At 66.3% G+C, this 12,630-nt stretch carries 13 protein-coding genes; 12 read left to right on the forward strand and 1 reads right to left on the reverse strand.

The window, feature by feature from the left end; translation table 11 throughout:
* The first annotated feature begins 30 nt into the window (after positions 1 to 30).
* From NWE53_RS24185 to pcaF, 5 genes are all read left to right on the forward strand, one after another.
* On the forward strand, positions 31 to 1,026 hold the full coding sequence (locus NWE53_RS24185) for a Bug family tripartite tricarboxylate transporter substrate binding protein (RefSeq protein WP_265051854.1): 996 nt from the start codon (positions 31 to 33) through the stop codon (positions 1,024 to 1,026).
* 170 nt (positions 1,027 to 1,196) lie between these two features.
* Positions 1,197 to 1,685 carry a tripartite tricarboxylate transporter TctB family protein gene (locus tag NWE53_RS24190; RefSeq protein ID WP_265051855.1) on the forward strand — a complete coding sequence of 163 codons (489 nt, stop codon included), beginning with the start codon at positions 1,197 to 1,199 and terminating at the stop codon, positions 1,683 to 1,685.
* 19 nt (positions 1,686 to 1,704) lie between these two features.
* A complete protein-coding gene (locus tag NWE53_RS24195) occupies positions 1,705 to 3,216 on the forward strand; it encodes a tripartite tricarboxylate transporter permease (RefSeq protein ID WP_265051856.1) in 1,512 nt (503 codons plus the stop codon).
* Positions 3,217 to 3,267: 51 nt separating this feature from the next.
* On the forward strand, positions 3,268 to 4,185 hold the full coding sequence (locus NWE53_RS24200) for a dihydrodipicolinate synthase family protein (protein WP_265051857.1): 918 nt from the start codon (positions 3,268 to 3,270) through the stop codon (positions 4,183 to 4,185).
* A 112-nt stretch (positions 4,186 to 4,297) separates the two neighbouring features.
* Positions 4,298 to 5,506 carry a 3-oxoadipyl-CoA thiolase gene (pcaF, locus tag NWE53_RS24205; protein ID WP_265051858.1) on the forward strand — a complete coding sequence of 403 codons (1,209 nt, stop codon included), beginning with the start codon at positions 4,298 to 4,300 and terminating at the stop codon, positions 5,504 to 5,506.
* Between the two features lie 49 nt (positions 5,507 to 5,555).
* Here pcaF and NWE53_RS24210 read toward each other — a convergent pair whose 3' ends face one another.
* The gene (locus NWE53_RS24210; protein WP_265051859.1) at positions 5,556 to 6,029 is read right to left on the reverse strand and encodes a hypothetical protein; all 474 of its coding nucleotides are present in this window, start codon (positions 6,027 to 6,029) and stop codon (positions 5,556 to 5,558) included.
* A 319-nt stretch (positions 6,030 to 6,348) separates the two neighbouring features.
* Here NWE53_RS24210 and NWE53_RS24215 point away from each other — a divergent pair, with 319 nt between their 5' ends.
* From NWE53_RS24215 to NWE53_RS24245, 7 genes are all read left to right on the forward strand, one after another.
* Positions 6,349 to 7,005, forward strand: a complete 657-nt coding sequence (locus NWE53_RS24215; protein WP_265051860.1) for a helix-turn-helix domain-containing protein — start codon at positions 6,349 to 6,351, stop codon at positions 7,003 to 7,005.
* A gap of 171 nt (positions 7,006 to 7,176) precedes the next feature.
* Positions 7,177 to 8,799 (forward strand): cytochrome-c oxidase, cbb3-type subunit I, encoded by a 1,623-nt coding sequence (gene ccoN, locus NWE53_RS24220; protein WP_442865057.1) that lies wholly within the window; start codon positions 7,177 to 7,179, stop codon positions 8,797 to 8,799.
* 13 nt (positions 8,800 to 8,812) lie between these two features.
* Positions 8,813 to 9,577 carry a cytochrome-c oxidase, cbb3-type subunit II gene (ccoO, locus tag NWE53_RS24225; protein WP_265051861.1) on the forward strand — a complete coding sequence of 255 codons (765 nt, stop codon included), beginning with the start codon at positions 8,813 to 8,815 and terminating at the stop codon, positions 9,575 to 9,577.
* An 11-nt stretch (positions 9,578 to 9,588) separates the two neighbouring features.
* Positions 9,589 to 9,744: a cbb3-type cytochrome c oxidase subunit 3 gene (locus NWE53_RS24230; RefSeq protein WP_265051862.1), complete on the forward strand. Its 156-nt coding sequence runs from the start codon at positions 9,589 to 9,591 to the stop codon at positions 9,742 to 9,744.
* Between the two features lie 2 nt (positions 9,745 to 9,746).
* Complete coding sequence (gene ccoP / locus NWE53_RS24235) at positions 9,747 to 10,631, forward strand: cytochrome-c oxidase, cbb3-type subunit III (protein ID WP_265051863.1); 885 nt, start codon at positions 9,747 to 9,749, stop codon at positions 10,629 to 10,631.
* 31 nt (positions 10,632 to 10,662) lie between these two features.
* Positions 10,663 to 12,087, forward strand: a complete 1,425-nt coding sequence (gene ccoG / locus NWE53_RS24240) for a cytochrome c oxidase accessory protein CcoG (protein ID WP_265055009.1) — start codon at positions 10,663 to 10,665, stop codon at positions 12,085 to 12,087.
* A 20-nt stretch (positions 12,088 to 12,107) separates the two neighbouring features.
* Positions 12,108 to 12,629, forward strand: coding sequence for a FixH family protein (locus NWE53_RS24245; protein WP_265051864.1), 522 nt, complete (start codon positions 12,108 to 12,110; stop codon positions 12,627 to 12,629).
* Position 12,630: the final 1 nt, after the last annotated feature.

Raw genomic sequence — 12,630 nt, forward strand, 5'->3', positions numbered from 1 at the left:
TTCAAATTCAAAACCCTAGGGAGAGACCTCATGAAGACCATTGCCATGACTGTCGCGCTCGCCGGCGCGTTCGCGCTGGGCGGCGTCGGTGCGGCGCAGGCCTGGGAACCGACCAAGCCGATCGAGTTCGTCGTGACCTCGGGTGCCGGCGGCGGCACCGATAATTTCGCCCGCGTCATCCAGTCGATCATCACCAAGCACAAATTCACCGAGCAGCCGATCGTGGTGGTGAACAAGGGCGGCGGCTCCGGCGCGGAAGGCTATGTCTACGGCAAGGGCGCCAAGGGCGATCCGAACCGCGTCATCTTCGGCACCAACAACGCCTATCTGCTGCCTTACGTTGCCAAGCTCGGCTACAAATACACGGACCTGACGCCGGTCGCCGCGCTGGCGCTCGACGAGTTCCTGCTCTGGGTGAAGGGTGATGCTCCCTACGCCGACGCGAAGGCCTATATCGAGGCGGTCAAGGCCAAGCCCATGGGCTTCAAGATGGGCGGCAGCCAGTCCAAGGACACCGACCAGACGCTGACCTCGATGATCCAGGACGCTTCCGGCGTGAAATGGATCTACGTCCCGTTCCAGGGCGGCAGCGCCGCTGCCGTGCAGCTCGCCGGCGGCCATATCGACTCCAACGTCAACAATCCCAACGAGAATATCGGCCAGTGGAAGGCCGGCCAGGTGAAGCCGCTCTGCGTCTTTTCGCCAGCCCGCCTCGCCAAGAGCGATCCGGTCTTCGAGGGCAAGGGCTGGGGCGACATCCCGACCTGCAAGGAAGCGGGCCTGCCGCTCGAGACCTTCCAGATGCCGCGCACCGTCTGGCTGCCCGCCGAGGTTCCGGCCGACGCCGTGACCTACTATGCCGGCCTCATGGAGAAGGTCTCCAAGACGCCGGAATGGCAGGAGTTCGTGCAGCGCACCGCCCAGACCGGCAAGTTCATGAAGGGCAAGGAACTGACCGACTTCGTCGCCAAGGACGAGGCCGCGAACAAGAAGGTCTTCGAGAACGAAGGCTGGGTCGCGAAGTAAGGGCCTACTCGACAAGACGCAGCGACCTGGACGTCATCCCGGGCGGCGCTTGGCCGACCCGGGATCCATCGAAGGCCGCTACGCCCCATGATGGATTCCGGATCTCCGCTTCGCTGCGTTCGGAATGACGAGGCGCTTTTCGGCGGCCCCCGCAAGGAGGAACCCACCCCATGATCACCCGCTTCTGGGCCGAAATCGGGACCGCGATCCTGACGCTCGTCTTCGGGCTCGTCATCGTGAAGGGCTCGCTGGAGTTCGGCATCGGCTGGGATACGTCGGGCCCGCAGCCCGGTGCATTTCCTTTCTATGCCGGGGCGCTGATCGCGCTGGCGAGCCTGGGCACGCTGGCGATGACGGTGGGTCAGCGCGTGGCCGGCAAGGCTGCGCTGGCCGAGGCGTTCCTCGATGCCGAGCGCGGCAAGCGGGTGCTGTCCTTCCTGCTGCCGCTCGTCGGCTTCGTGGTGCTGAGCGCCACGCTCGGCATGTATGTCGCGACGATCCTCTATCTCGTCTTCGCGATGCGTTTCCAGGGTGGCTATGGCTGGCTGCCGAGCCTTGCGACCGCCTTCGTGACGGCGGCGTTCTTCTATTTCGCCCTAGAGAAATTCTTTCAGATCGGCCTGCTCAAGGGCCCGATCGAGCCGCTCATCGGCCTCTAGAGGCGGCAGGGAAACGCGCATGGACAACGTCGCCAACCTGATGCACGGCTTCTCGGTCGCGCTCACCACGCACCATATCCTGCTGATGATCGCTGGCGTGCTGCTCGGCGTGCTCGTCGGCGTGCTGCCGGGGCTCGGCGCCCCCAACGGCGTTTCGCTGCTCCTGCCGCTGACCTTCTCGATGGACCCGGTCTCGGCGATCATCCTGCTGACCTCGCTCTACTGGGGCGCGCTCTTCGGCGGCTCCACCACCTCGATCCTGTTCAACATCCCTGGCGAGCCTTCATCCGTCGCGACGACCTTCGACGGCCACCCGATGGCCAAGCAGGGCAAGGCGACGGAAGCGCTTTCCTTCGCTTTCCTCTCCGCCGGCTTCGGCGCCATGGCCGGCGTGATCCTGATCACGCTGTTGTCCGGCTGGGTCGCGAAATTCGCGCTGCGCTTCTCCTCGCCCGAGTACTTCGCCGTCTATTTCATGACCTTCGCGAGCTTCATCGGGCTCGGCGGCGCCTCGCCCTTCAAGACGGTCGTCTCGATGGCGATCGGCTTCGCGCTTGCGACGATCGGCATGGACTCGGTCTCGGGCAATGTCCGGCTGACGTTCGAGTTCGATGTGCTGCTGGCCGGCGTCAGCTTCCTGATCGCGGTCATCGGCCTGTTCGGCATCGGCGAATTGCTGCTGACGATGGAGGAGGGGCTGCGCTTCGAGGGCGTCGCCGCCAAGGTCCGTATCAGTGACGTGCTGCGCACGGCGGCCAAGCTGCCGCGCTATTGGCTCGCTCTGCTGCGCTCCTCGTTGATCGGCATCTGGATGGGCATCACGCCGGGCGGGCCGACCGCGGCGTCCTTCATGAGCTACGCCATGGCTAAGCGCTCGTCGCGCAACCCCGCCAAGTTCGGCAAGGGCGAGCCCGAGGGCGTGATCGCGCCCGAGACCGCCGACCATGCCGCGGGCTCCGCCGCCATGCTCCCGATGCTGGCGCTCGGCATCCCCGGCTCGGCGACGGCGGCGGTGATGATGGGCGGCCTGATGATCTGGGGCCTCAACCCCGGCCCGACGCTCTTCACCGACCGCCCCGATTTCGTCTGGGGCCTGATCGCCTCGATGTATCTCGGCAATGTCGTCGCGGTGGTGATCGTGCTGGCGACGGTGCCGCTCTTCGCCTCGATCCTGCGCATCCCCTTCTCGATCATCGGGCCGATCATCGTGGTGATCTGCTTCATCGGCGCCTTCACCGCCGCGAGCAAGGAGTTCGATATCTGGCTCGCGCTGGTCTTCGGCCTCGTCGGCTATCTCTTCAAGAAGCTCGATTACCCGATCGCGCCGCTCGTGCTCGCCATGGTCATCGGCGACAAGGCCGAGGACGCCTTCCGCCAGTCGATGATCTTCAGCCAGGGCTCGCTCTCGATCTTCTGGTCGAACGCCCTGGTGGCGACCTTGATGACGATCGGCCTCGCTTTGCTGGTGCTGCCGGTCATCGGCAGCATCGCCCGTCGCTTGCGTGGCACCAAGGCCGCCAGCACGGTCTGACAACCGTATCGCCGTTCGCTTTCCGCCCCGTCCGCCATACGAGATGACGCCATGACCGAACCCTACAAGGGCATCCTGCCGATCGCGCCGACCATCTTCCACGACAATGGCGACCTCGACATCGAGGGCAACAGGCGCGTCATGGACCTGATGGTCGACCAGGGCGTCGACGGCATCTGCATCCTCGCGAACTTCTCGGAGCAGTTCCTGCTGACCGACGAGGAGCGCGATCAGGTGATGCGGCTCTCGCTGGAGCAGATCGATGGCCGCGTGCCGGTGATCGTGACCACCTCGCATTTCTCGACGCGCATCGCCGCCGCCCGCGCCAAGGCCGCCGCGGATGCCGGCGCCAAGATGCTGATGATGATGCCGCCTTATCACGGCGCGCTGCTCAAGGCCGACGAGCAGGGCATGATCGAGCATTTCAAGGCGGTGGCGGATGCCTGCGGTATCCCGATCATCCTGCAGGACGCGCCGCTCTCGGGCGTGACCATGACCGTGCCCTTCATGATCCGGCTGGCCAAGGAAGTGCCGCTCGTCCGCTACTTCAAGATCGAGGTGCCCGGCACGGCGAACAAGCTGCGCGCGCTGATCGAGGCGGGCGGCGACGCCGTCGTCGGCCCCTTCGACGGCGAGGAGGCGATCACGCTGATGGCCGATCTCGATGCCGGCGCCACCGGCACCATGACGTCGGCGATGATCCCCGACCTGATCAAGCCGATCCTCGCCGCGCATGCTGCCGGTGACCGCAAGCAGGCGGCGGCGCTCTATGCCCGCGTCCTGCCGATCATCAACTACGAGAACCGCCAATGCGGCCTGCGCTCGGCCAAGGCGGTGATGAAGGAGGGCGGGGTCATCAAGTCCGAGGCCGTGCGCCACCCGCTGACGCCCCTGCATCCGAAGACGCGCGAGGGGCTGATCGAGCTCGCCCGCGAGCTCGATCCGCTGGCGCTGCGCTGGGGCAAGTAGGTCCGACGCCGCGAGCCCGTGCCACGTCGTCTTTACAAAGCCGGGAGGGGCAGCGAGAACCTCACCTGACGAGCCGGGCCTCAAGGGCGGCTACAGAGGGAAGATCCCGACGATGAGCGAAGCTTTCATCTGCGGCTATGTCCGCACGCCGATCGGCCGCTTCGGTGGCTCCCTGTCCTCGGTCCGCGCTGACGATCTCGGGGCAGTGCCGCTGAAGGCTCTGCTCGAGCGTCATGCGGGCGTCGATTTCGCTGCCGTGGACGATGTGATCTTCGGCTGCGCCAATCAGGCGGGAGAGGACAACCGCAACGTCGCGCGCATGTCGCTCCTGCTCGCCGGCCTGCCCAAGGAGGTGCCGGGCACCACGATCAATAGGCTCTGCGGTTCCGGCATGGATGCCGTCATCGCCGCCGCCCGGGCGATCAAGGCCGGCGAGGCCGAGTTGATGATCGCCGGCGGCGTCGAGAGCATGTCGCGCGCGCCCTTCGTGCTGCCGAAGGCCGAAAGCGCCTTCTCGCGCCACGCCGAAATCCACGACACCACCATCGGCTGGCGCTTCGTCAACCCGCTGATGAAGCAGCAATACGGCGTCGATTCCATGCCGGAGACCGGCGAGAACGTAGCCGCCGATTGCAAGGTCAGCCGCGCCGATCAGGATGCCTTCGCTGTGCGCTCGCAGCAGAAGGCAGTCGCTGCCCAGCAGAATGGCCGATTGGCCAGGGAGATCGTGCCGGTCCTGATCCCGCAGCGGAAGGGCGATGCGATCCGTGTCGAGATCGACGAGCACCCGCGCGGCGACACCACGCTGGAGAAGCTCGCCAAGCTGGGGACCCCGTTCCGCAAGGAGGGCGGCACCGTCACGGCCGGCAATGCCTCGGGCGTCAACGACGGCGCCGCCGCGCTGATCGTCGCCTCGGAGAAGGCTGTGGCGAAATATGGCCTGACCCCGCTGGCGCGCGTGCTCGGTGGTGCTGCAGGCGGCGTCGCGCCGCGCGTGATGGGCCTCGGGCCGATCCCGGCCACTCGCAAGCTCTGCGAGCGCCTTGGCCTCAAGCCGACCGATTTCGACGTAGTCGAGCTGAACGAGGCTTTCGCGAGCCAGGGCATCGCGGTGCTTCGCGAGCTCGGCATCGCCGAGGACGGCGCGTATGTGAACCCGAACGGTGGGGCGATCGCACTCGGCCACCCGCTCGGCATGTCCGGTGCCCGCATTGCCGGCACGGCGGCGCTCGAACTGTCGCTGACCGGCAAGCGTCTTGCCCTCGCGACCATGTGCATCGGCGTCGGCCAGGGCATCGCCATCGCACTGGAACGAGTCTGACAGCTCGGCTGGCGGCGCTAAGCCCGGCTCCACGCCTGATTGAGACAGGTCAATTCCAGGGGGCGGGCTCCATGCGGGCCCGCCCGAGGACCATCACGCGATCGACCTGGAACCCCGAGCGCTGCAGGGCATCGTGATCCTGCGGCCAGGCGGCGGAGCGTTCCAGCGAGATCGCGATCCGGGGCAGGTCGAGCTCGACCGCGAGCTGGTTGGCGAAGCGCAGCAAGGCGTCGACCAGATGCGTTCCCGGCAGGCGCAGCATCGCCAGTTCGAAAATCTCGAGCGTGGTTCCTCCGCTGATCGTTTGCGCGACACGGAAGGTGAACAGGGCATGGGGCGTGCCGCGCACATCGCGCAGCGAGAAGACGCCGCGCGGCCGCGCCCCGTCCTGCGAATGGTCGCGCACGAAGGCGGCCCAGTCGTCGGGCGTCACCTCCGGATGCAGCATGGCCACGAGGCCGTAGACGGCGTCGGCTCCGGCCGGCGCGATGCGCGCGACCTCGAAGATGTCATCGCCTGTCACGTGCGGCTTCTCCCGAATTGCAGGCGCGCACGGTGGTTGGCGGGCCTGTGTTGTCGCATTGATCTGGATCAATTTCGCCGGCTGCGACGGCAAGCGTGCTTTGTGACCCTGTCCGCCTCGGTTATGGTCGCCATAGATCGCAATGCGTCCTCTTGGACGCGAGGTTGCGATCTACTCTTTAGTTTGGGCATCGGGCTTTTTCCGAAAAGCGGTTTCCACTTTTCTCGGTCCGATGCTCTAGCGGGAAGATGCGATCGTGAACTGTCACCCCTCGGCCTGTAGCGCTACGAACCGCGGCGATGGCGGCTGTCGCAACTGCATGGTCCGCCTGGTGAGCGTCTGCGCCTCGCTCTCGGATGACGAGTTGGCCCTGCTCGAATCCCTGGCCCATCCCACGCATTTCTCTTCCGGCGAGACGCTGTTCACGCAGGGGCGCGAGGCCCATTCCGTCTACAACGTCACCGCCGGCGTGGTGCGTCTCTACAAGCTGCTCTCGGATGGCCGGCGCCAGGTCGTCGGCTTCGCCCTGCCGGGGGATTTCCTCGGGCTCGCCATGCGCGACGCCTATGGCTTCTCGGCCGATGCGATCGGCGAGGTCGCGGTCTGCGCCTTCTCGCGCGGCGCCTATACCGCGCTGGTCGACGCCAAGCCGCATCTGCTGAAGCGGCTGCACGAGTTCGCGACGCATGAACTGACGCTCGCCCATGAGCAGATGATGCTGCTCGGCCGGCGCACCGCCGAAGAGAAGCTGATCTGCTTCCTGCTCGGCATGCAGCAGCGCTGGGCAAGGCTCGGCAAGCCCTCCGTCACGGTGCCGCTGCCGATGACGCGGCAGGACATCGCCGACTTCCTCGGCCTCACCATCGAGACCGTGAGCCGCACCTTCACCCGCCTCGCCAAGGACAAGACGATCCTGATCGTTCCCGGCGGCGTGCGCGTGATGAATCCCGAGCGGATGAGCGCCGTCGCGGCCTGAGGCCTGCGCGCTCTCGCCGCAACCGCCTGCCCGTTTCCTTGACCTGAATCAACGCCCGGCTTCCGGCCGCTCGCTAAGCCTCCTCTTCATGGCGCGCTCATGCGCCGGACGAAGCGGGAGTCGGATGTGACGGCAACGGCAAGCCAAGTCAGGCAGGCGACTGTCGGCGAAATGATCGGCATGCTGATCGCGGCGGCCTGCGTGCTGCCGCTGATCGTCGTCTCGGCGCTGACCGAAAGCTCCGGCTACGCCTTCCATGCGGCGCTCGGCGTCGTCGCGGCCGCGGCTGCCGTGATCCTGATCGCGAACCGCTGCTTCGACGGCTCGCCCGCGGTTTCGCCGCAAGAGATCGACGGCAAGCCGAACTACAACATGGAGCCGGTGAAGTTCGCGACGGTGGCCGCGATGGTGTGGGGCATCGCCGGCTTCACCGTCGGGCTGATCATCGCGCTCCAGCTCGCCTTTCCCGTGCTGAACTTCGACCTGCCCTGGATCAATTTCGGCCGGTTGCGCCCGCTGCACACCTCGGCCGTGATCTTCGCCTTCGGCGGCAACGTGCTGATCGGCACATCCTTCTATGTCGTTCAGCGCACCTGCCGCGCGCGTCTGGCGGGCATCCTGTCGCCCTGGTTCGTCGTCCTCGGCTACAACTTCTTCATCGTCATCGCCGGCACGGGCTACCTGCTCGGCATCACCCAGGGCAAGGAATACGCCGAGCCGGAATGGTACGCCGACCTGTGGCTGACCATCGTCTGGGTCACCTATCTTCTGGTCTTCCTCGGCACGGTGATGAAGCGTCGGGAGCCGCATATCTATGTGGCGAACTGGTTCTATCTCGGCTTCATCGTCACCATCGCGGTCCTGCATATCGGCAACAACGTCGCCGTGCCGATCTCGATCCTGTCGCCGAAATCCTACGGCCTCTGGTCGGGCGTGCAGGATGCGATGTTCCAGTGGTGGTACGGCCATAATGCGGTCGGCTTCTTCCTCACTGCCGGCTTCCTCGCGATCATGTACTACTTCGTGCCCAAGCGCGCGGAACGGCCGATCTACAGCTATCGGCTCTCGATCATCCATTTCTGGGCCCTGATCTTCATCTACATCTGGGCCGGCCCCCACCATCTCCACTACACCGCGCTGCCGGACTGGGCGCAGACGCTGGGCATGACCTTCTCGATCATGCTGTGGATGCCCTCCTGGGGCGGCATGATCAACGGTATCATGACCCTGTCGGGCGCCTGGGACCGGCTGCGCACCGATCCCGTGCTGCGGATGATGGTGGTCTCGCTCGCCTTCTACGGCATGTCGACCTTCGAAGGCCCGCTGATGTCGATCAAGGCCGTGAACGGCCTGTCGCACTACACCGACTGGACCATCGGCCATGTCCATTCCGGCGCGCTCGGCTGGGTCGCCTACATCTCCTTCGGCGCGATCTATTGCCTCGTGCCCTGGCTGTGGAACCGCAAGGGCCTCTACTCGCTCAAGCTGGTGAGCTGGCACTTCTGGATCTCGACGCTCGGCATCGTCTTCTACATCACGGCGATGTGGGTCTCGGGCATCCTGCAGGGCCTGATGTGGCGCGCCTACACCGCGCTCGGCTTCCTCGAATATTCCTTCATCGAGACCGTCGCGGCGATGCACCCCTTCTACGTCATCCGCGCGATGGGCGGGGCGCTGTTCCTGATCGGCGCGCTGATCATGGCCTTCAACCTCTGGATGACCGTGCGCTCCGAGGCGGAGGCAGACATGCCGCGCTCCGAGGTCCCCTCGTCGCTGCTGGCCGTGGCCGCCTGAGAAAGCTTCCGCAATGACGAGCATCGAACACAAGCCCGCGCGCCGCTCGCTCTGGGCCAAGCACAAGATCTTCGAGACCAACTCGATCGTCCTGGTCATCGGCACGTTGCTGGTGATCTCCATCGGCGGCCTCGTCGAGATCGCGCCGCTCTTCTATTTGAAGAACACTATCGAGACCGTGCAGGGCATGCGTCCCTACACCCCGTTGGAGCTTGCGGGCCGCGCGATCTACGTCCGCGAGGGCTGCTACAACTGCCACAGCCAGATGATCCGGCCGCTGCGCGACGAGGTCGAGCGCTACGGGCATTATTCGCTGGCCGCCGAGAGCATGTACGACAAGCCCTTCCAATGGGGCTCCAAGCGCACGGGACCGGACCTCGCCCGCGTCGGCGGCAAGTATTCCGACGAATGGCAGCGCGCGCATCTGGCCGAGCCGCGCGCGGTGGTGCCACAGTCGATTATGCCGGGCTATCCCTTCCTGGCCAAAACCGAGCTGTCCCATAGCGACATCGCCGACGAGCTGCGCGCCAACCGCGCCGGCGGCGTGCCCTATAGCGACGAGATGATCGCGCAGGCGCAGAGCGACCTGAAAGCGCAGGCGACGCCGGACCATCTCGGCCAGTCCGATCTGGAGAAACGCTACCCCAAGGCGCAGTCGCGCGATTTCGACGGCGACCCGCATCGCATCACCGAAGCCGACGCCTTGATCGCCTATCTGCAGGCGCTCGGCACGCTGGTCGACTTCAAGCTCTACGACGACAAGGCCAACATCCGCTGAGCGAGGCCACCATGCAAACGACCTATCACTGGCTCGCCGGCTTCGCCCAGTCCGCCGGCCTTCTCTACTTCGTCGCCGTCTTCCTCGGCGTCTGCTTCTACGCCTTCTGGCCGAAGAACCGCGCCCGCTTCGAGCAGGCCGCGCTCAATCCGCTGCGCGAGGACTGACCATGGACCAGCGTCACGACGCCCCCGAGATCGACCCCGTCACCGGCCACGCCACGACCGGCCATGAATGGGACGGTATCCGCGAGCTCAACACGCCGCTGCCGCGCTGGTGGCTCGGCATCTTCTACGCCACCATCATCTGGTCCTTCGGCTACTGGATCGTCTACCCGGCCTGGCCGCTCCTGACCGACGCGACCAGGGGCGTGATCGGCTACGCCACCCGCTCGGACATCACCGTGCAGATGAACGAGCTGAAGGCTCAGCGCGCGGCGCTGGCGGCCGGCATGACTGAGGCCACACCCGCGCAGATCAAGGCCGATCCCAAGCTGTTCCAGATCGCGACGGCCCAGGGCAAGGCCGCCTTCGGCGACAATTGCGCGGCCTGCCATGGCGTCGGCGGCGCCGGTGCCAAGGGCTATCCCAACCTCAACGACGACGACTGGCTCTGGGGCGGCTCGCTCGACACGATCATGCAGACGCTGCGCCACGGCATCCGCGTCGCCGGCAATGACGACACGCGCGTCAGCCAGATGCCGGCCTTCGGCCGCGACGGCCTGCTGAAGCGTGGCGAGATCAACGCCGTCGCCAACCATGTCCGCGAACTCGCCGGCCTGCCGACGGAGCCGAAGGCGGATCTGGCACTCGGGCGCAAGCTCTTCGCCGACAACTGCGCCGCCTGCCACGGCCCGGCCGGCAAGGGCAACCAGGAACTGGGCGCGCCGAATCTGACCGACGCGATCAGCCTCTACGGCATGGACATGGCCTCGCTGACCGAAACCATCGGCAACAGCCGCAACGGCGTGATGCCGGCCTGGGGCGGGCGGCTGGACGAGACGACGCTGAAGGCGCTGACCGTCTACGTCCACTCGCTGGGGGGAGGGCAGTAGCGTGAGCACCGCCGGGACCGATCCCGACGACATGCCGCTCTTCGCGGCGTCGCGGAAGGTCTATCCGCAGAGCGTCTCCGGCCCTTTCAGGCGCGCGAAATGGCTCATCCTTTTCCTGTGCCTCGGCATCTACTACCTGCTGCCCTTCCTGCGCTGGGATCGCGGCCCACATCTGCCTGATCAGGCGGTGCTGGCAGATATCGCCAACGGCCGCTTCTACTTCTTCTTCATCGAGATCTGGCCGCAGGAGGTCTACTACTTCACCGGCCTGCTGATCCTGGCCTCCTTCGTCCTCTTCCTGATGAATGCGGTCGCCGGCCGGGTCTGGTGCGGCTATCTCTGCCCGCAGACGGTCTGGACCGACCTCTTCCTCGCCGTGGAGCGTTTCTTCGAGGGCGACCGGCGCGAGCGCATGCGCCGCGACGAGGCGCCATGGAGTGCCGACAAGCTCTGGCGCAAGAGCGCCAAGCACGCGGTGTGGCTCGTCATCGCCTGGTGGACCGGTGGCGCCTGGGTGCTCTACTTCGCCGATGCACCGACGCTGGTGCGCGAGCTCGCGACCTTCACGGCGCCGATCTCGGCTTATGTCTGGATCGCGATCCTGACCTTCACCACCTATTCGCTCGCCGGCATCATGCGCGAACAGGTCTGCAAGTTCATGTGCCCCTGGCCTCGGATCCAGGCCGCTCTGACCGACGACGAGGCGCTGAACGTCACCTATCGCTACGATCGCGGCGAGCCGCGCGTCTCGGTCAAGCAGGCCCAGAAGCTCAGGGCGCAGGGCGCGCCCGCCGGCGACTGCATCGATTGCCATCAATGCGTCGCGGTCTGCCCGACCGGGATCGACATCCGCGACGGCGCGCAGGTCGATTGCATTCAGTGCGGCCTGTGCATCGATGCCTGCGACACCGTCATGGCCAGGATCGGCCGCCCGACCCGCCTGATCGCCTATGACACCGAGACCAACGTCAAGCGGCGCATGGCCGGAAAGCCGGCGATCTATCGTCCGCTGCGGGTGCGCACGCTTATCTATGCGGCGCTGATCGTCGTCGTCGGCGGCGCCATGCTCTGGCAGCTCGCGACGCGCCGGACCGCGGACATTTCCGTGCTGCACGAGCGCGCCCCGCTCTTCGTGACGCTGAGCGACGGCTCGATCCGCAATGCCTATGCCGTCCGTCTGCTCAACAAGCGCCCGCAGGTTCGCCCCTTCGCGCTGACTGTGGCCGGCCTGCCCGGTATCCGCATCGATGCGGTCGGTATCGCGCCCACTGCGGATCTGCGGCCGGTCGTCACCGTCGATCCCGATTCCTCGCGCGAGGTGCGCGTGCTCGTCACCGTGCCGGCCGGCGTGCCGCTGGAAGCGTCGCAGGCCATCACCATCACCGCCTCGGATCTCTTCGCCGGGGAGACCGTGCGCGCGACCGACCATTTCATGGCGCCCGGAGCCAAACCATGAGCTGCTGCGGAGTTTTCCTGATGTCCTGCGACGCCCCTGCCGCCCGGCGCCCACGACGCCCCTTCGAACTGACCGGGTGGATGGTCGCGGCGATGCTGGTGCTGTTCTTCGGCGTCATCGTCTCCGTCAACGCGACGATCCTCACGGTGGCGCTGCGCACCATGCCGGGCGTCGAGACGCGCAGCGCCTACGAGACCAGCCAGCATTTCAACGAGGAAATCGCCCGCCAGCACGAGCGCGACGCGCGTGGCTGGAAGGCCGCGGCCACGCTCTCCCGGCAAGGCGAGGGTGCGACGCTCGGCGTGACCCTGGCGGACCGTCTCGGCCAGCCGCTCTCCGGCTTCACCGCGACGGCGCGATTGCGCCACCCAGCGACCTCCGCGCGCGATCACGCCGTCACGCTGAACGAGGGCCAGCCCGAACGATACGACGCGAATTTCGACCATATCGAAAGCGGCGCCTGGATTCTCGAATTGCAGGCGCGGCGCGGAGATGAGGTCGTCTTCGTCTCCCGCAGCCGCATCACCTTGCCGGAGAGATGAT

Origin of the sequence: Bosea sp. NBC_00550 (assembly GCF_026020075.1) — a bacterium.
GTDB lineage: Bacteria > Pseudomonadota > Alphaproteobacteria > Rhizobiales > Beijerinckiaceae > Allobosea.